Consider the following 17,249-nt stretch of genomic DNA (forward strand, 5'->3'; position numbering starts at 1 on the left):
GCCAAGTCTGCCCCAGGGCAGTGACACGTCAAGCTGTGTGCCCGTTCCGTGACAGTTGCGCCCGATGCCGATGGGGCGGCCTGAAGTGGTCCGCCGATGGTCAACTTGCGACGTGGGGCGGCCGGAAGGTTTGATGGCCGGTCCGCTCGGACCGGCGGGCGTTCCCGAGCCTGTAGCGTGCTCCGGAGGGGCGGTGCGATCAGCGCGTCCGTCCCGGCGAGGACCGAGACCTTACCGCTCAGGCGGATCGATTTCGACGGCGAGGACCGATGGCACCGACGCAGGGCCCGCAAGGCCCGTCCGATCCTGACGCCACCGGCTCCCACACCTCCGACGCACCGGAGACGTGGGGCAACGGTGGACTGGTCGGCGACGGCCGCTACCGCCTCACCCGCCGCCTGGGCCGTGGTGGCATGGCGGAGGTGTTCGCCGCCGAGGACGTACGGCTGGGCCGCACGGTCGCCGTGAAGCTGCTCCGTGCCGACCTGGCCGAGGACCCGGTGTCCAAGGCCCGCTTCACCCGCGAGGCACAGTCCGTCGCCGGGCTGAACCACCACGCCGTCGTCGCCGTGTACGACTCCGGCGAGGACTACGTCGGCGGCAACACCGTGCCATACATCGTGATGGAGCTGGTCGAGGGCCGCACCATCCGTGACCTGCTGCTCAACGCCGATGCACCGCCGCCGGACCAGGCGCTGATCATCGTCTCGGGGGTGCTGGAGGCGCTGGCCTACAGCCATCAGCACGGCATCGTGCACCGTGACATCAAGCCCGCGAACGTGATCATCACCAACAGCGGCGCCGTCAAGGTCATGGACTTCGGCATCGCCCGTGCGCTGCACGGCGCCCAGTCGACGATGACGCAGACCGGCATGGTCATGGGCACCCCGCAGTACCTCTCCCCGGAGCAGGCGCTCGGCAAGACCGTCGACACCCGCTCCGACCTGTACGCCACCGGCTGTCTGCTCTACGAACTGCTGGCGCTGCGGCCGCCGTTCACCGGTGAGACACCGCTGTCGGTGGTCTACCAGCACGTCCAGGACATGCCGGTGCCGCCGTCGCAGGTCGCCGACGTGCCGCCGGAGCTGGACGGCCTCGTCATGCGCTCCCTGGCCAAGGACCCGGACGACCGGTTCCAGACCGCCGAGGAGATGCGCGGTCTGGTGCAGTACTCGCTGCAGATGCTGCACGAGCAGGGCGGCCACACCGGCACCTGGAGCACCGGCCCGGTCGCCGCGCACGAGGGCGGCACTTCCGCGATGGGCGTCGCCGCGACCACCGCGATGCCGCACGCGGACGCCGGGCAGACCGCCGCCAACCCGATCCTGCCGCCCGGTATGCACGCCGACGACGGGGGTTTCGAAGGCGGTCACCGGCCCGCACGGCGCAGCCGCGGCAAGATCTGGCTGATCGCCGCGCTCGCACTGATCGCCATTGCGGTGGGCGTGGCCTTCGCGGTGCGCAACAGTGACAACGGCGGCGGCTCCGCGCCCGGCCCCACCAAGTCGCCCACGTCCTCCTCCTCGACCAAGGACGAGCAGACCGAAGAGCCCAGCGACGAGCCGACGGACGAGACCACCGAGCCCGACGGCATCGGCGGCTACACCCCGCCGACCGAGAACTACCCGCCGCGGACCCAGTACCCCACCGCGCCGGAGTCCCCGACCGCCCCGACCGAGACCCCGCAGACGACGCCGCCGACCTCGTCGAACGGCGGTGGCAACAACGGTGGCGGCAACAACGGCGGTGGCAACAACGGCGGCAACAACGGCGGTACGGACACGGGCGGTACCGACACCGGTGGCACCGCCACCGGAGGTGCGGACGCCGGTGGCACGGACGCCGGCGGTGCGGACGCGGGTGGTGCGGACGCGGGCACGGCGGCCGGCACCACCCCCTGACCGCGCCGGAGGCCCGTACCTCCCCACGCGGCTGCACGGCCCCGGACGGCGACCGCCCGTCCGGGGCCGTCGTTCATCCCGTGAACGCGTCCCGGACCGCCTGGTACTCGCGGGTCCACCACACCGCCAGCGCGGACGCGGCGGGGAACTGCGGGTCGGTGCGCCGGTCGCCGAGGCGGTAGCGCCAGGTCAGCATCCAGAAGTCGTTCAGCCGCTCCCACCACACCCGGTGGACGGCCGCGGCCAGCTCCCCGGCGTCCGCGCCGCGGGCGCCGCGGTAGGCGCCCGCGTACGCCGCGACCTTCGCCAGGTCCAGCGTGCCGCAGGGCCGGACGAAGAAGATCGCGGCGGCGCGGACCGCCTCCTCGGCGCGCGGCTGGACGCCCAGCCGGTCCCAGTCGACGATCGCGGCGGGCGCGGTCCCCTGATAGAGGACGTTGAGCGGGTGGAAGTCGCCGTGCACCCAGCCGACGGCCGCGGCGCCGGGGTCGGCGGGGCGGCGGTGGGCGTGGCGTTCCAGGAGCGCCCGGCGCTCGCGCAGCCGGTGCTCGGCCAGCTCCTCGAAGCTGGTGCGCGGGCGGGTCACCCGGGCCAGCGCCAGCAGCTCGTCGATGACGTCGAAGGTCTGCGCGGGCTCGGCGCTGGGCTGGGCGTGCGGGGCGGGGCCCGGTCGCCGCTGGGCCGGCATGACCCGTTCCAGTGCGGTGTGGACGAGGCCGAGCAGCGCGCCGAGGCGGCGGGACTGGGCGAGGGTGAGCGCGGTGCCGCCGAGGTGTTCGCCGTCGACCCAGGGGTGGAGGGCGTAGCAGCGGCCGTCGAGCACGGTGACGGTGCGGCCGTCGGCGCGGGCGAGGGGCGGGGCGAGCGGCAGTCCGAGCGCGGCGAGCCGGAGGGTGGCGCGGTGCTGGCGGGAGATGGAGCCGCGGTCCCCGTCGAGGTGGTGCTTGAGGAAGTATCTGCCGTCCGTGGTGACCAGCGTGTATCCGCGGTTGAGCAGGCCCTCGGCGACGGGCTCGCAGGAGAGCGGCTCCCCGGCGTCGGCATAGTGGGCGAGTAAGGAGCCGAGCGTGCGGCCGTCGGGGGCAGCCGCCGTCCGGACTACAGATGAGCGCAGCACGCGCCAGATGTTAGATCACTGGCCAGGGGTCCAAGGAACGGTTCCGAAAACCGGTACATCGGTCAGGTGGTGCAAGGCGATGAATTCCGGCTCAATCCGCAGGAAAACCGGATCGAACGGAACACCGTCCGCCAGCCGTGGCGTACGGCCGAAACGCTGCCGTTCGGCGTCGGTCGGCTCGGTGAGCCGTGCGGTTCCGGTCAGATGCACCGACCAGGCGTCCTCGGCCCCGTGGTGGAGGGTGTCCGCCTCGTACGCGACGACCGAGCCGTCCATGGCGCGGTGGTATCCGAAGCCGCGGTGCAGGCGCACGATCAGCCGGTCTCCGGTGACCAGATGCCGGGAGATCGCGGTGAAGGGCAGCGCCCGCAGGCTCGACGACAGCCGCCCGTAGGGGGTGCGGTCCAGCAGTTCCGTGGCGCGAGGGTCGTCGCAGGGCATGGCTCCCAGCCTGCCGCCGCGCAGGCCGCCGCCGACAGGGGCAGCGGCCCTCACCTGGCCGGGACGTTGGTCCCGCCGGGCCCGCGCGGCGGCTGCCGTCAGCGGCGCTCGGCCTGGCGCCGGGCGACATAGGCGGCGGCCTGGGAGCGGCGCTCCATGCCGAGCTTGGACAGCAGGCTGGAGACGTAGTTCTTGATGGTCTTCTCGGCGAGGTGGAGGCGCTCGCCGATGGCGCGGTTGGTCAGGCCCTCGCCGATGAGGTCGAGGATCCGGCGCTCCTGGTCGGTGAGGGAGGCCAGCTTGTCGTCGCTCTTGGTGCCGCCGCCCCGCAGCCGCTCCAGGACCTGCGCGGTGGCCACCGGGTCGAGGAGGGACTTGCCGGCGGCGACGTCGCGTACGGCGGCGAGGAGTTCGTTGCCCCGGATGGCCTTGAGGACATAACCGGCCGCACCGGCCATGATCGCGTCGAAAAGGGCCTCGTCGTCCGCGAAGGACGTCAGCATCAGACAGTTGATCTCGTCGTTCTGCGAGCGGATCTCCCGGCAGACCTCGACACCGCTGCCGTCCGGTAGCCGGACATCGAGCACCGCGACATCCGGTCGGGTGGCCGGGATCCTGACCAGGGCGTCTGCGGCGGTGCCGGCCTCGCCGATGACCTCGATGTCCGGTTCACCCGCCAGCATTTCGTGGACGCCACGCCGCACCACTTCATGATCATCGAGCAGGAATACCCTGATTTTTCCATCCTCGTGCACGGCTCCAGTCTCACACACCGACCCTTCCCGTGCTCCAGGTCACCGATATAACGTGCCGGTGTCCCGGCGGCCTGCAACGCTGTGACCAGGAGTTGTTCCCAGCTTTCGCGATTTACTTGGAAATCCAAGCAAAATCGCAGGTCAGGGCCGTTTCCACTTAGGCTTTGACAATGGGTAACGTGCGATGAGCAGGCCACCTTCCGGGACGCTTTGTTCCACCCGGATCCGGCCGCGTTCGCACCCACCCCGTGCGCCGTATCGGATACCGGGTGAGCCGCAATACGGCCACCGGCGGACCCCGGGGGCCGGACAGACGGAGGAGCAGCACGTGACCGTGGAAGGCACTGCGCAGCGGAAAACCACCCGCAGCGGCAGCAAGCGCACCACCGCCAAGAAGGCGTCACCGGCCAGGACCAAGGCCACGCGCCCGGCGGAGCAGGACGAGCTCGTACAACTGCTGACCCCTGAGGGGGAGCGGGTCGAGCACCCGGATTACGCGATCGACCTGTCGCCCGAGGAACTGCGCGGTCTCTACCGCGACATGGTGCTGACGCGGAAGTTCGACGCCGAGGCCACCACGCTGCAGCGCCAGGGGGAACTGGGGCTGTGGGCCTCGCTGCTCGGCCAGGAGGCGGCCCAGATCGGCTCCGGGCGAGCCCTGCGCGACGACGACTACGTCTTCCCGACCTACCGCGAGCACGGCGTCGCCTGGTGCCGCGGGGTCGACCCGACGAATCTGCTCGGCATGTTCCGCGGCGTGAATCACGGCGGCTGGGATCCGAACAGCAACAACTTCCACCTCTACACCATCGTCATCGGTTCGCAGACGCTGCACGCGACCGGATATGCGATGGGGGTGCAGAAGGACGGCGCGGATTCCGCGGTGCTCGCCTATTTCGGTGACGGCGCCTCCAGCCAGGGCGATGTCGCCGAGTCGTTCACCTTCTCCGCGGTCTACAACGCCCCGGTGGTCTTCTTCTGCCAGAACAATCAATGGGCGATTTCCGAGCCGACGGAGCGCCAGACCCGGGTGCCGCTGTATCAGCGCGCCCGCGGTTTCGGCTTCCCCGGCGTCCGCGTCGACGGCAACGACGTGCTGGCCTGTCTGGCCGTGACCCGCGCGGCGCTGGAGCGGGCCCGCACCGGCCAGGGCCCGATGCTGGTCGAGGCGTTCACCTACCGGATGGGCGCCCACACCACCTCCGACGACCCGACGAAGTACCGCGCCGACGAGGAGACCCGCGCCTGGGAGGCGAAGGACCCGATCCTGCGGCTGCGCCGGTATCTGGAGGCCGAGGGGTTCGTCGACGACGCCTACCTCGCCGCCGTCGAGGAGGAGAGCGAGGCGCTGGGCAAGCGGGTGCGGGACGCCGTCCGGGCGATGCCCGACCCCGACACCATGGCGATCTTCGAGAACGTCTATGCGGACGGGCATGCGCTCGTCGACGAGGAGCGCGCGCAGTTCGCCGCGTACCAGGCGTCGTTCGCCGACGCCGATGCCGCCGCGGAGGAGAACTGACCATGGCCGTCCACGAGAAGATCACCATCGCCAAGGCGATCAACGCCTCACTGCGCGCCTCCATGGAGGCCGACCCCAAGGTCCTCGTGATGGGTGAGGACGTCGGCAAGCTCGGCGGCGTCTTCCGCGTCACCGACGGCCTTCAGAAGGACTTCGGCGAGGAGCGGGTGATCGACACCCCGCTCGCCGAGTCCGGCATCGTCGGCACCGCCATCGGCCTGGCGCTGCGCGGCTACCGCCCGGTCGTGGAGATCCAGTTCGACGGGTTCGTCTTCCCCGCCTACGACCAGATCGTCACCCAGCTCGCGAAGATGCACGCCCGGGCGCTGGGCAAGGTCAAGGTGCCCGTCGTCATCCGCATCCCGTACGCGGGCGGCATCGGCGCGGTCGAGCACCACTCGGAGTCGCCGGAGGCGCTGTTCGCGCATGTCGCGGGCCTCAAGTGCGTGACGCCGTCGAACGCCTCGGACGCCTACTGGATGCTCCAGCAGGCCATCGCCGGGGACGACCCGGTCATCTACTTCGAGCCCAAGCGCCGCTACCACGACAAGTCGCGCCTGGACACCGAGGCGATCCCGGACCCGCTGCACTCCGCCCGGATCGCCCGCAGCGGCTCGGACCTCACGCTCGCGGCGTACGGCCCGATGGTGAAGGTCTGCCAGGACGTCGCCAACGTCGCGGCGGAGGAGGGCAAGTCGATCGAGGTCGTCGACCTGCGGTCGCTCTCCCCCATCGACTTCGACACCGTCCAGGCGTCGGTCGAGCGGACCGGCCGGCTGGTCCTGGTGCACGAGGCGCCGGTCTTCCTCGGGGTGGGCGCCGAGATCGCCGCCCGGATCACCGAGCGCTGCTTCTACCACCTGGAGGCCCCGGTGCTGCGCGTCGGCGGCTTCCACGCGCCGTACCCGCCGTCCCGCCTGGAGGACGAGTACCTGCCGGGCCTGGACCGGGTGCTGGACGCCGTCGACCGCGCGCTGGCGTACTGAGGGGGAGAGGAGAGCCGTGACCATGACTGCAACCACCGCCTCGGCGCAGCGTTTCCGCGAGTTCAAGATGCCCGACGTGGGCGAGGGCCTCACCGAGGCCGAGATCCTCAAGTGGTACGTCCGGCCCGGTGACACCGTCACCGACGGCCAGGTCGTCTGCGAGGTCGAGACCGCGAAGGCCGCCGTCGAACTGCCCATCCCCTACGACGGGGTGGTGCACACGCTCAACTTCGACGAGGGCACCACCGTCGACGTCGGCACCGTCATCATCTCCGTGGACACCGACCCGGGCGCCGGTCCCGCGCCGTCGGCCGGATCCGCGCCGGCCGCCGAGCCGGAGCCCGCCGAGCCCGCCGAGGCCGAGGAGCCGCAGGGCCGCCAGGCGGTGCTCGTCGGCTACGGCGCCGCCCCGGCGTCGACGAAGCGGCGGCCGCGCAAGGCGCAGCCGCAGCCCGCGGCGCAGCCGGCGACCGCCGGGCTCCAGGCCGAGCTGAACGGGCGGGCCGCGGTGCCCGCACCGGCCGCCCCGGCACCGGCCGCGCCCGCGCCCGCCGTGTCTGCACCGGCTGTTCCCGGCGCTCCCCGGCCGCTGGCCAAGCCGCCGGTGCGCAAGCTCGCCAAGGACCTCGGCGTCGACCTGGCCACGGTGGTGCCGACCGGCGCCGACGGGATCGTCACCCGTGAGGACGTGCACGCCGCCGCGGCCGCCGCGGCGCCTGTTTCACGTGAAACAGCGCCGGTCTCCGCCGCGCTGCCGGAGGCGGTCGCCGCACCGGCGGCCGGGGAGACCCGGATCCCGGTCAAGGGCGTCCGCAAGGCCACCGCGCAGGCGATGGTCGCCTCGGCCTTCACCGCGCCGCACGTCACGGAGTTCATCACCGTCGATGTGACGCGCACGATGAAGCTGGTCCAGGAGCTGAAGCAGGACCCGGACATGGCGGGGCTGCGCGTCAACCCGCTGCTGTTCGTCGCGAAGGCGTTCCTGGTCGCCCTCAAGCGGCACCCGGAGGTCAATGCGTCGTGGGACGAGGCGAACCAGGAGATCGTGCTGAAGCACGAGGTGAACCTCGGCATCGCCGCGGCCACCCCGCGCGGGCTGATCGTGCCGAACATCAAGGACGCGGGCGCCAAGACGCTGCCGCAGCTCGCCGAGGCGCTGAGCGAACTGGTGGCGACCGCCCGCGAGGGCAAGACCTCCCCGGCGGCCATGTCCGGCGGGACGGTCACCATCACCAACGTCGGCGTCTTCGGCGTCGACACCGGTACGCCGATCCTCAACCCGGGGGAGTCGGCGATCCTCGCCTTCGGCGCGGTCAAGCTCCAGCCGTGGGTCCACAAGGGCAAGGTCAAGCCCCGTCAGGTCACCACGCTGGCGCTCTCGTTCGACCACCGGCTGATCGACGGCGAGCTGGGCTCGAAGCTCCTCGCCGACATCGCGGGCGTCCTGGAGAAGCCGAAGCGGCTGATCACCTGGGGCTGACCCGGTAGCGCACGGAGAACGGCCGGCCTTCGCATCCGCGGAGGTCGGCCGTTGTGCTGTGTGCGGTGACGCGGCGGTCGCCCGGCGGCGTGGATCAGCCGCGGATGAGCTCGACGGCGTTCCGGAGGTGGGCGACCGGGCCGGTCGGCGCGGAGGTGTCCGCGTGCGAAGAGTTGCGGACCACCGTGGTGCCGGCCCAGACGGCGGCGGCGATCAGCACCACCACGGCGGTGGTCCGGACACGGCGGGTGGTGTTCGTCCTGCTCTGCATGTCTCTCCCCCTCGGGTGCCGGAACCTTCCCGGCGTCATGCCTCCATTCACCCATGGATTTCGGGCCCGCCCGTACGCGTCAGGTACGGATCCGGCTACGACTTGAGAGGGACCCCGTACCGCACCTCCGAAGGACCGGCGGCGTACGAACACTGCGGTGAGCGGGGCCCCGGGGGACCGGTTCGAAAAGGACTTGCCGCAGGCCAGGGCGGTGCTTAGCTTCGGTGCCATGAGCACCAGCGACTTGATCATCCGGCGTTACCGGGAAGACGACGAGAGCGTCGTCGTCGACCTGTGGTCCCGCGCCGTCCGCCAGGCCCACCCCTTCCTCCCCGGTGAGGGCGGCGGTGAGCGGGCCCGCATGCTCCGGGAGGTGTACCTCGTCCGGGCGGACAACTGGGTCGCCGAGCGGGACGGCGCCGTCGTCGGGCTGCTGGGGCTGATGGGCGCGGAGATCGGCGGGCTCTTCGTCGACCCCGAGGCGCAGGGACACGGCACCGGCCGGGCGCTGATCGAGCACGCCGCGACGCTGCACGGTGCGCTGACCCTGGAGGTCTACGAGCGCAACGACCGCGCCCGCCGCTTCTACGACCACCTCGGCTTCACCGAGCGCTCCCGCCGCTCCGAGGAGGAGACGGGCGAGACCGTGATCGCCCTGGACCGTGTCGCGCCGCTGCGGTCGGTGTCCTGGCTGCATGTGCGTGAGGGACGGCTGCTCAGCGTGCGGACGCGCGGCAACGACACGTTCTACCTGCCCGGCGGCAAGTACGAGGACGGCGAGACCGCACCGGAGGCGCTGTCGCGGGAGCTGGCGGAGGAGCTGGGCCTGACGGTTCCGGCGGCGGAGCTGACCGAGGCGTTCGTCATCCACGACGTGGCCCACGGGCAGGGCGGCCGCCGGCTGCACATGACCTGCTTCACCGGCGGCCCGCAGGACATCACCCCGCGCCCCGGCCGGGAGATCGCGGAGTACGCCTGGTTCGGCCGCGCGGAGGCGCGGGAGCGCTGCGCCCCGGCCCATGGTCAGGTCGTCGACCGGCTGGTCGCCCAGGGGCTGATGGCCGACTGACCAGGCGGGGCGGGCCCTGCGCACGGCTCTGACCTGCGGTTTCGGGCCCGCCCCGGCCATCGGTTCCGGCCCCGCGCCCGCCCCAGCCATCGGTTCCGGCCCCGCGCCCGGGCCGTCCCTGTCCGCATCCTGGATGGCGGCGACGCACGCATACCTGTTGTATCTATCCTGTGTGCATGCCATCCGTCTCCGCACCCGCCGTTCCCGGCCCGCAGGCCGCCGGGGCCCCGCACGCCAAACAGCCACCCGCCGCCGAACGCGTCTACACGCATGTGAAGGACGCCGTGCTCCAGCGCCGCTACGAGGGCGGCATGCTGCTCACCGAGGGCGAGCTGGCCGAGGCGGTCGGGGTGTCGCGGACGCCGGTGCGTGAGGCGCTGCTCCGCCTGGAGGTCGAGGGGCTGCTCAAGCTCTACCCGAAGAAGGGCGCGATGGTGCTGCCGGTCTCCGCACAGGAGATCGCCGACGTCGTCGAGACCCGGCTGCTGGTGGAGCAGTACGCCGCGGCCCGAGCCGTTCCGGCGTCCGAGGCGCTCCTCGACGAGCTGGACGGGCATCTGCGGACCATGCAGGAGCGGTCCGCGGCGGGCGATCTGGCGGCGGTCTCCGTCGCCGACCGCTGCTTCCACGCGGCCCTGGTGCGCAACACCGGCAACCAGATCCTCAACCGCCTCTACGAGCAGCTGCGCGACCGTCAGCTGCGGATGGGCGTCGCGGTGATGCACGCCCATCCGGACCGCATCGCCAAGAACGTCGCCGAGCACGCCGAGATCCTCGAAGCGCTGCGCACCGGCGACTCCGAGGCGGCCACCGCCGCCGTGCACCGCCACGTCAGCTGGGTCCGCAACCTCGCGCAGGGAGACGTCCGATGAGCGGCGATTCCGGTACCACCACGGCACGGTCCCTGCCCGGCGACCCACCCGGCGGCGCCCGTGCCGTGGCCGTCTGGGGCATCGGCGTCGCCGTCTACTTCGTCGCCGTCACCTACCGCACCAGCCTGGGCGTCGCGGGTCTGGACGCCGCCGACCGCTTCCACATCAACGCCTCGGCGCTGTCGACCTTCTCGATCCTCCAGCTGCTGGTCTATGCGGGCATGCAGATACCCGTCGGCCTGCTCGTGGACCGGCTCGGCACCAAGAAGGTGCTGGCCATGGGTGTCGTCCTCTACACCGTCGGCCAGTTCGGCTTCGCCTTCTCCGAGTCGTACGCCATGGCGCTCGGCTCGCGGGCGCTGCTCGGCTGCGGTGACGCGCTGACCTTCATCAGCGTGCTGCGGCTGGGGACCCGCTGGTTCCCGGCCCGGCGCGGGCCGCTGGTCGCGCAGATCGCCGCGCTCGTCGGCATGGCGGGCAACCTCATCTCCACGCTGCTCCTCGCCCGGCTGCTGCACTCCGCGGGCTGGACGGTGACCTTCGCCGGGAGTGCGGCGGGCGGTGTGGTCGTCCTCGTCCTGCTGCTGCTCTTCCTCAAGGACCACCCCGAGGGCTACGCCCCGGCGCCCGCGCCCACCACCCACACCGGCGCCGCCTTCGTCCGCCGGCAGATCGTGGACGCCTGGCGGGAGCCCGGTACCCGCCTGGGCATGTGGATCCACTTCACCACGCAGTTCCCCGCGATGTTCTTCCTGCTGCTGTGGGGGCTGCCGTTCCTCGTCGAGGCGCAGGGCCTGTCCCGGGCCACCGCGGGCGCCCTGCTGACCCTGATCGTCCTCTCCAACATGATGGTCGGCCTGGTCTACGGCCAGATCATCGCCCGTCACCACACGGCCCGGCTGCCGCTGGCACTGGGCACCGTCGGCGTCACCGCCGCACTGTGGGCCATCACCCTCTTCTGGCCCGGCACACATGCGCCGATGGCGCTGCTGATCGTGCTCTGCGTGGTGCTCGGTGCCTGCGGTCCCGCCTCGATGATCGGCTTCGACTTCGCCCGCCCGGCCAACCCGCCGGAGCGTCAGGGCACCGCCTCCGGCATCGTCAACATGGGCGGCTTCATGGCCTCGATGTCGACGCTGCTCGCCGTCGGTGTGCTGCTGGACGCGACCGGAGACGACTACAGCATCGCGTTCTCGTCGGTCTTCGTGCTGGAGGCGCTCGGGGTGTCGCAGATCCTGCGACTGCGCCGCCGTGCGGTGCTCCGGGAGCGGGAGCGGCAGGGCGTCAGCCGCGTCGAGGCGGTCCACGTCCCCGCCTGACATCCGGTACACCGCCGGTCCAGGTCCCGCTGTGCGCGGGTCCGTCAACTCCCCTGCGGGGAAGGACGGTTGATCATCAGCGGTGTTTCACGTGAAACGCACGCCGCGTTTCACGTGAAACACCGCGGCGGCGGTCCTGCCGACCGGTCGCCGGGCTACGGCGTGATGGCGAACCGCTCCAGGATCGCCGTGGCCAGCTCCTGGTCACCGTCGATCTTGATCTGGTCCGCCACCGCCTGCGGACGGGTCCGGCCGCAGGCCAGCCGGGCGAAGACGTCCCAGTCCAGCGCGAAGGTCACGGTCGGCCCGAGCGACACACTGCCGTCGACGGTGCCGCGGCCCTCGGCATCCACCCGGACCGTCCGCATGAACTCCAGCGGACCGGTGACATCGAAGACCACCGCGGAACCGGCGGGCGCCTGCGCCTTCTTGGCGACGACGATCGGCAGCGTCTGCACCAGGATGTCCCGGGCCACCTGCGCACCGGGGGAGTCGAGATTGCCCGGCTCCCCGAGCGCCCGCCGCAGGTCCTGCTCGTGCACCCAGACGTCGAACGCCCGCAGCTGGAGCACGAATTCCAGCGTGCGGTCCTCGTCGAACGGGCTGCGCACCAGTGCGTCCGGCTGCCGGGTCTCGTTGCGCAGCTGCCGCGAGCGCCGGATGACGGTGTACTCCAGTTCGGAGACCATCTCCAGGGCGGTGTGGTGACGGCGGACGTCGACCTGCACCTCCATGCGCCGGGCCGACTCGCTCTGCACGTGGTAGAGATCGCGCGGCAGCGAGTGGATCGGCCGCGGGTCGCCGAGCATCTCGCACTCCAGGCCGATGACGTGCGAGACCACATCGCGGACCGACCATCCCGGCAGGTCCGTCGCCCTGCTCCACTCACCCTCGGCGAGCGGTGTCACCAGCTCGGTTATCGCTTCTATGGAGTGGGTCCAGGCATCGATGGAGGATTGAAGGCTGGGATGGACGGTCACGTGACCCCTCGGACGATTCGTACGCGGGCTGCTGTCTGGCAGTTAAGTTACGCTGCGCACGGGCACCCCGGCAGTGCTTTCGGGTGACCATCGTAGGCACTTTTCCGGCGGCAACCAGGTCTTCCGGCAGCCGTGGTGGTACTGTGCCCCGCCCTCGTACCGCCCGTGCCGCAGCGGGCCGTCAGTTGTCCTCCCGCTCCCGCTCCGCCATGCGGATCACGCAGACCGCGACCCCGATCAGCAGCGTCGGGTCGGCGTCCTCGCGGACGACCTTGAGGCCGTAGGTGTCGCGCAGCGTCAGCCAGCGCCGGGAGATCTCGGCGAGCAGCTCCCCCTCGTACTCGACGGCGAACTCGCGGTCCAGGATCTTGCCGCTCACGTCCAGTTCGGTGCCGTCGACCAGTTCCACGCGGTAGTGGTTGCGCAGCAGCGACAGCCGCTTGCGGCGGATGGTGGCGAGCGGCCGGTCGTCCCGCTCGATGGTCATCGCATCGCGCAGGCTCAGCATCTTCTTGCGCAGCGTGATCAGCACCCGGCCGTCGGTGTCCTTCAGCTCGAAGGTCTCCCGCAGCCGCAGCGCCTTGCCGTCGACGAGGAAGGCGTGGTGGCCGTGTTCGTCGTCGATCCAGTAGTCGTCGCCGATCCCGAAGATCCGGTCGCGGACGAGGTAGGTGCGGGAGGACGGGGCGTGGCCCCCGGAGAATGGCTGCATTGCTGACGTGTTCCCCGCCGCCCCGCCGGAATGCGTGGTCAGGTGGGTGACGTTGAATGGAGTCATGGCTTCACGTGCGCGCGTCAGGGCCCCCGAGCTGATCGGCAAGGGCGGCTGGCTGAACACTGGCGACAAGGAACTGACCCTCGCCGATCTGCGGGGGCGCATCGTCGTCCTCGACTTCTGGACCTTCTGCTGTGTGAACTGTCTGCACGTCCTCGACGAGCTGCGGGAGCTGGAGGAACGCCACCGCGACACCGTCGTGATCGTCGGCGTGCACTCCCCCAAATTCGTGCACGAGGCCGATCACCAGGCGGTCGTCGACGCGGTCGAGCGGTACGGCGTCGAGCACCCGGTCCTGGACGACCCGGAGCTGGCCACCTGGAAGCAGTACGCGGTCCGCGCCTGGCCCACCCTCGTCGTCATCGACCCCGAGGGGTACGTCGTCGCCCAGCACGCCGGTGAGGGCCACGCCCATGCCCTGGCGACGCTGGTCGAGAAGCTGATCGCGGAGCACACCGCCAAGGGCACGCTGCGCCGCGGTGACGGCCCGTACGTCCCGCCGGAGCCCGTCGCCACCGATCTGCGCTTCCCCGGCAAGGCGGTGGCGCTGCCGTCCGGGAACCTCCTCGTCTCGGACACCACCCGTCATCAGCTCGTGGAGCTGGCGCCCGACGGTGAGCAGGTGGTCCGCCGGATCGGCAGCGGCGAGCGCGGTTTCGGCCCCGACGCCTTCAACGAACCGCAGGGCCTGGCGCTGCTGCCCGACGGCACGGTCGCCGTCGCCGACACCGTCAACCACGCCCTGCGCGTCTTCGACCCGGAGACCGGCACGGTCGAGACCGTCGCCGGCACCGGCCGCCAGTGGTGGCAGGGCTCGCCGGTCGCGGGCCCCGCGCGCGAGGTCGACCTCTCCTCGCCGTGGGACCTCGCCTGGTGGCAGGAGCGCCTCTGGATCGCGATGGCCGGTGTCCACCAGCTGTGGACGTACGACCCGGCCACCGGCACCGTCGAGGCGGTCGCGGGCACCACCAACGAGGGGCTGGTCGACGGGCCCGCCGCCGAGGCGTGGTTCGCGCAGCCGTCCGGACTCGCGGACGGCGGCGACCGGCTGTGGGTCGCCGACTCGGAGACCAGCGCGGTGCGCTGGGTGGAGCGCACCGACGACGACGGCTACGCGGTGCGGACGGCCGTCGGCACCGGACTCTTCGACTTCGGCCACCGCGACGGCGCGGCGGAGCAGGCCCTGCTCCAGCATCCGCTGGGCGTCACCGCGCTGCCGGACGGTTCGGTCGCCGTCTGCGACACGTACAACCACGCACTGCGCCGCTTCGACCCGGAGACCGGTGAGGTGACGACGCTCGCGACGGATCTGCGCGAGCCGTCCGACGCGGTGCTCGTCGGCGACGACATCGTGGTGGTGGAGTCGGCGCGGCACCGGCTGACCCGGCTGCGGCTGCCCGAGGAGGCGGTCCGGGTCGCGGCGGTCGCACACCGCACACAGCGCGCGGCGACGGAGGTGGCGCCCGGTGCGCTCCGCCTCGACGTCGTCTTCCAGGCGCCGGACGGGCAGAAGCTGGACACCCGCTACGGGCCGTCGACCCGGCTGCTGGTCAGCGCCACCCCGCCGGAACTGCTGGCCGGCGGCGCGGGTGCGGGCACCGATCTGACCCGGGAGCTGACGCTCGCGGACGGCGTCACCGAGGGCGTGCTGCATGTCTCGGCGATGGCCGCGTCCTGCGACGACGATCCGGCGATCGAGTACCCGGCCTGCCATGTGCACCAGCAGGACTGGGGCGTTCCGGTGCAGGTCACCGACGGCGGCCGGGCCCGGCTCGGCCTGGTGCTCGCGGGGCACGACGCGGAGGGCTGACGGCGGGCCGGTGACCGGCGGCGCGGCGCCGTCCGGTCACCGGTCGCGGCTCACCGGGAGACGCCCGCCTCGATCCGCGCCTCGGGGAGGCTGGAGTACCAGGGGCCGACCTTCGCCTGCTGGGTGGCGTACCGCGGCTGGTACTGCGAGGAGGAGAGGTACGCCCCGCCGCCCCGCTTCACCCCGCGGCTGTCCGTGAGGCTGATCGTCAGCTTGTCGAGGGGCCTGGTGCCCTTCGTGGCCGGCGTGGTGGTGGGGATCAGCGCGTAGGCGTCGGAGCGCGGCCGGACGGTGACCTGACGGCCGATGAAGTCGTCCTTGGGGTCGCCCTCCAGGAAGCCCAGCGGGGTCGTGGAGTCGTTGACGAAGATCTGCGGGGCGCCGTGCAGGATGCAGGGGCGGCCGAGCGGGTTGTGGTAGGTGAGCACCAGGACGGACGGATTGGTCTCGGACACCGCCTTGAGCTTGGTGGGCCCCGCCACGCACTGGGTGGGCCGGGCCCGGTGGGCCGCCGTCCCCGCGCCGACGCCCGCCGCCCCCGCGCCGATGAAGCGGTGCTTCTTCTTGTTCTTCTTCCTGTCCTTGGAGACCGACGAGGACGAGGAGGACGAGGAGTGCCTCCGGGACTTCGAGGACGTGGAGTGGGTGCAGCCCGTCAGCGCGAGCGTGCCGCAGAGCGCTGCGGCCAGCGTCGCGGCGGCGACGGAACGGCGGCGTGCGGTCATGAGTGGTTCCCCCAGTGGTTCGCTGCGCACAGCGAGCTGTCTGTCATGGCACCGCCACGATATCGATTCGCGCCCACCGCACCAGGGCCTTCGAAGGCCGGCCCGGATCAGTGGTGGCACACCGGCAGATCGATGTTCTGGAGCTGTTCCGGACGGATGCGGATGCCCGGCATCCACGCCTGACCACCGGCGTGGTCGACGCGTAGCCAGATGCTGCTGTGCCCGCCGGCCTCGTCGGTGACGGAGACCCCGTCGGCGATCCGGCACCGGGCGTGCAGGGCGTCGTCATGCCAGACATGACCGGCGACGTTGGGGCGGCGGTAGAACTCGTACGGGTCGTGGGCCAGCCCCAGCGCGCAGTTGGGGCCGTGGCCGCCGCGGCAGCTGCGTTCGACGTTGAACACCTTGACGGTGGCGCCCGGGCCGGCCGGGGCTCGTGTCGGGGTGTTCCGGGCCGCGGTGTCGGTCGCGTCCGTCGTCCCGGATTCCGTACCGGAGTCCCGTCCGGTGCCGGTGAGCACGAGGACGGTGAGCGCGACGGCGACGGCGACGGCGGCGCCGAGCCCGATGAGCAGGGACCGCCGCCGCCCGGGGCGGACGGCGGCGGGCGCGGCGTACGCGGCAGGTGCGGGCACCGGGACCGGCGGTGCCGATCGAGGGCCGGGGACGGCGACGGCCCCGGGCGGCTGCGGCGCGACGACGGCGGGCACGGCCTCGGCCGACGCGGATACGGCAGCGGCAGCGCCGGTCTCGGCCGCGGCGGGGGCCGGGGACTCCCCCGAGGGCCCGGCGGCAGCGGCCCCCTCTGCCCCATCAGCCCCGTCTGCCTTCTCCGCCTCACCCGCCGACTCCTGTGCCACGCAGGCCGCATGGAGCAGTGCGACGAGGGCGGGCAGCCGGTCCTCCCCGGTGAAGGAGAGCTTGCACCACTCCACCAGCAGCCGTTCGTCCGGCAGGCTCTGGCCGCGCAGATACCGGGAGAGCGAGGAGCGGCTGGCCGGCAGCCGGGATTCCATCTCCTTGAGGCTGTAGCCCAGTTCGCCGTGCATCCGCCGGAGGGCCGTGACGAAGTCCCGTACGGGTCCGGTGAGTTCGGCGGGCAGCGGCGCGAGCGGTTTGCGGCGGACGTTCGCGGCGCGGTTCTGGTGGCCAGGCACGCCCTGCATTCCAGCACAGCGGAACCCTGCATGCGAGGGGCACTCCCGCTCCCCTGCGGCAGAAGTGCCCCT

At 71.9% G+C, this 17,249-nt stretch carries 16 protein-coding genes; 8 read left to right on the top strand and 8 right to left on the bottom strand.

Going from position 1 to position 17,249, the window contains the following annotated elements; all coding sequences use genetic code 11:
• The first annotated feature begins 269 nt into the window (after positions 1–269).
• Positions 270–1,901, top strand: a complete 1,632-nt coding sequence (locus ACZ4U4_RS03115) for a protein kinase domain-containing protein (protein WP_467868673.1) — start codon at positions 270–272, stop codon at positions 1,899–1,901.
• 73 nt (positions 1,902–1,974) lie between these two features.
• Here the strand turns inward: ACZ4U4_RS03115 and ACZ4U4_RS03120 are convergent, their stop codons facing one another.
• The 3 genes from ACZ4U4_RS03120 to ACZ4U4_RS03130 all read right to left on the bottom strand — a co-directional run bounded on the left by ACZ4U4_RS03120 (position 1,975) and on the right by ACZ4U4_RS03130 (position 4,214).
• Entirely contained in the window at positions 1,975–3,018 is a 1,044-nt protein-coding gene (locus ACZ4U4_RS03120; protein ID WP_467868675.1) for a phosphotransferase, read from the bottom strand.
• Between the two features lie 15 nt (positions 3,019–3,033).
• Positions 3,034–3,459 carry a pyridoxamine 5'-phosphate oxidase family protein gene (locus ACZ4U4_RS03125; RefSeq protein ID WP_467868677.1) on the bottom strand — a complete coding sequence of 142 codons (426 nt, stop codon included), beginning with the start codon at positions 3,457–3,459 and terminating at the stop codon, positions 3,034–3,036.
• Between the two features lie 98 nt (positions 3,460–3,557).
• Positions 3,558–4,214, bottom strand: a complete 657-nt coding sequence (locus ACZ4U4_RS03130) for a response regulator (protein WP_030286535.1) — start codon at positions 4,212–4,214, stop codon at positions 3,558–3,560.
• Between the two features lie 328 nt (positions 4,215–4,542).
• On the opposite strand from ACZ4U4_RS03130, the gene pdhA reads away from it, so the two are divergent.
• From pdhA to ACZ4U4_RS03145, 3 genes are read left to right on the top strand one after another with little or no spacing between them, the layout of a single operon-like run.
• Positions 4,543–5,733: a pyruvate dehydrogenase (acetyl-transferring) E1 component subunit alpha gene (gene pdhA, locus ACZ4U4_RS03135; RefSeq protein ID WP_467868679.1), complete on the top strand. Its 1,191-nt coding sequence runs from the start codon at positions 4,543–4,545 to the stop codon at positions 5,731–5,733.
• Positions 5,734–5,735: 2 nt separating this feature from the next.
• Positions 5,736–6,719, top strand: a complete 984-nt coding sequence (locus ACZ4U4_RS03140) for an alpha-ketoacid dehydrogenase subunit beta (protein WP_467868681.1) — start codon at positions 5,736–5,738, stop codon at positions 6,717–6,719.
• A gap of 22 nt (positions 6,720–6,741) precedes the next feature.
• Positions 6,742–8,199: a dihydrolipoamide acetyltransferase family protein gene (locus ACZ4U4_RS03145; protein ID WP_467868683.1), complete on the top strand. Its 1,458-nt coding sequence runs from the start codon at positions 6,742–6,744 to the stop codon at positions 8,197–8,199.
• Between the two features lie 94 nt (positions 8,200–8,293).
• Here ACZ4U4_RS03145 and ACZ4U4_RS03150 read toward each other — a convergent pair whose 3' ends face one another.
• Positions 8,294–8,470 (bottom strand): hypothetical protein, encoded by a 177-nt coding sequence (locus tag ACZ4U4_RS03150; RefSeq protein WP_467868685.1) that lies wholly within the window; start codon positions 8,468–8,470, stop codon positions 8,294–8,296.
• A 229-nt stretch (positions 8,471–8,699) separates the two neighbouring features.
• Here ACZ4U4_RS03150 and ACZ4U4_RS03155 point away from each other — a divergent pair, with 229 nt between their 5' ends.
• The 3 genes from ACZ4U4_RS03155 to ACZ4U4_RS03165 all read left to right on the top strand — a co-directional run bounded on the left by ACZ4U4_RS03155 (position 8,700) and on the right by ACZ4U4_RS03165 (position 11,730).
• Positions 8,700–9,539, top strand: coding sequence for a GNAT family N-acetyltransferase (locus ACZ4U4_RS03155; RefSeq protein ID WP_467868687.1), 840 nt, complete (start codon positions 8,700–8,702; stop codon positions 9,537–9,539).
• 176 nt (positions 9,540–9,715) lie between these two features.
• On the top strand, positions 9,716–10,411 hold the full coding sequence (locus ACZ4U4_RS03160; protein WP_467868689.1) for a GntR family transcriptional regulator: 696 nt from the start codon (positions 9,716–9,718) through the stop codon (positions 10,409–10,411).
• Positions 10,408–11,730 (top strand): MFS transporter, encoded by a 1,323-nt coding sequence (locus tag ACZ4U4_RS03165; protein WP_467868691.1) that lies wholly within the window; start codon positions 10,408–10,410, stop codon positions 11,728–11,730. The genes ACZ4U4_RS03160 and ACZ4U4_RS03165 overlap by 4 nt, the downstream gene beginning before the upstream one ends.
• A gap of 155 nt (positions 11,731–11,885) precedes the next feature.
• Here ACZ4U4_RS03165 and ACZ4U4_RS03170 read toward each other — a convergent pair whose 3' ends face one another.
• The gene (locus ACZ4U4_RS03170) at positions 11,886–12,710 is read right to left on the bottom strand and encodes a maleylpyruvate isomerase family mycothiol-dependent enzyme (RefSeq protein WP_467868693.1); all 825 of its coding nucleotides are present in this window, start codon (positions 12,708–12,710) and stop codon (positions 11,886–11,888) included.
• Positions 12,711–12,891: 181 nt separating this feature from the next.
• Positions 12,892–13,422: an LURP-one-related/scramblase family protein gene (locus ACZ4U4_RS03175; RefSeq protein ID WP_467868695.1), complete on the bottom strand. Its 531-nt coding sequence runs from the start codon at positions 13,420–13,422 to the stop codon at positions 12,892–12,894.
• 64 nt (positions 13,423–13,486) lie between these two features.
• On the opposite strand from ACZ4U4_RS03175, the gene ACZ4U4_RS03180 reads away from it, so the two are divergent.
• A complete protein-coding gene (locus ACZ4U4_RS03180) occupies positions 13,487–15,295 on the top strand; it encodes an NHL domain-containing thioredoxin family protein (RefSeq protein WP_467868697.1) in 1,809 nt (602 codons plus the stop codon).
• A 50-nt stretch (positions 15,296–15,345) separates the two neighbouring features.
• Here ACZ4U4_RS03180 and ACZ4U4_RS03185 read toward each other — a convergent pair whose 3' ends face one another.
• Both ACZ4U4_RS03185 and ACZ4U4_RS03190 read right to left on the bottom strand, forming a co-directional pair.
• The gene (locus ACZ4U4_RS03185) at positions 15,346–16,020 is read right to left on the bottom strand and encodes a hypothetical protein (protein ID WP_467868699.1); all 675 of its coding nucleotides are present in this window, start codon (positions 16,018–16,020) and stop codon (positions 15,346–15,348) included.
• 107 nt (positions 16,021–16,127) lie between these two features.
• Positions 16,128–17,177 (bottom strand): helix-turn-helix domain-containing protein, encoded by a 1,050-nt coding sequence (locus ACZ4U4_RS03190; protein ID WP_467868701.1) that lies wholly within the window; start codon positions 17,175–17,177, stop codon positions 16,128–16,130.
• Positions 17,178–17,249 lie beyond the last annotated feature (72 nt).

This window comes from Streptomyces sp. NPDC029159 (genome assembly GCF_055564055.1).

What these genes read in the sequence shown, in the direction of transcription:
- ACZ4U4_RS03155 (WP_467868687.1), top strand. Translation starts at nt 8,700, where the DNA reads ATGAGCACCAGCGACTTGATCATCCGGCGTTACCGGGAAGACGACGAG.
- ACZ4U4_RS03115 (WP_467868673.1), top strand. Translation starts at nt 270, where the DNA reads ATGGCACCGACGCAGGGCCCGCAAGGCCCGTCCGATCCTGACGCCACC.
- ACZ4U4_RS03165 (WP_467868691.1), top strand. Translation starts at nt 10,408, where the DNA reads ATGAGCGGCGATTCCGGTACCACCACGGCACGGTCCCTGCCCGGCGAC.
- ACZ4U4_RS03145 (WP_467868683.1), top strand. Translation starts at nt 6,742, where the DNA reads ATGACTGCAACCACCGCCTCGGCGCAGCGTTTCCGCGAGTTCAAGATG.
- ACZ4U4_RS03180 (WP_467868697.1), top strand. Translation starts at nt 13,487, where the DNA reads ATGGCTTCACGTGCGCGCGTCAGGGCCCCCGAGCTGATCGGCAAGGGC.
- ACZ4U4_RS03140 (WP_467868681.1), top strand. Translation starts at nt 5,736, where the DNA reads ATGGCCGTCCACGAGAAGATCACCATCGCCAAGGCGATCAACGCCTCA.
- ACZ4U4_RS03160 (WP_467868689.1), top strand. Translation starts at nt 9,716, where the DNA reads ATGCCATCCGTCTCCGCACCCGCCGTTCCCGGCCCGCAGGCCGCCGGG.
- ACZ4U4_RS03150 (WP_467868685.1), bottom strand. Translation starts at nt 8,470, where the DNA reads ATGCAGAGCAGGACGAACACCACCCGCCGTGTCCGGACCACCGCCGTG.
- ACZ4U4_RS03175 (WP_467868695.1), bottom strand. Translation starts at nt 13,422, where the DNA reads ATGCAGCCATTCTCCGGGGGCCACGCCCCGTCCTCCCGCACCTACCTC.
- ACZ4U4_RS03125 (WP_467868677.1), bottom strand. Translation starts at nt 3,459, where the DNA reads ATGCCCTGCGACGACCCTCGCGCCACGGAACTGCTGGACCGCACCCCC.
- ACZ4U4_RS03185 (WP_467868699.1), bottom strand. Translation starts at nt 16,020, where the DNA reads ATGACCGCACGCCGCCGTTCCGTCGCCGCCGCGACGCTGGCCGCAGCG.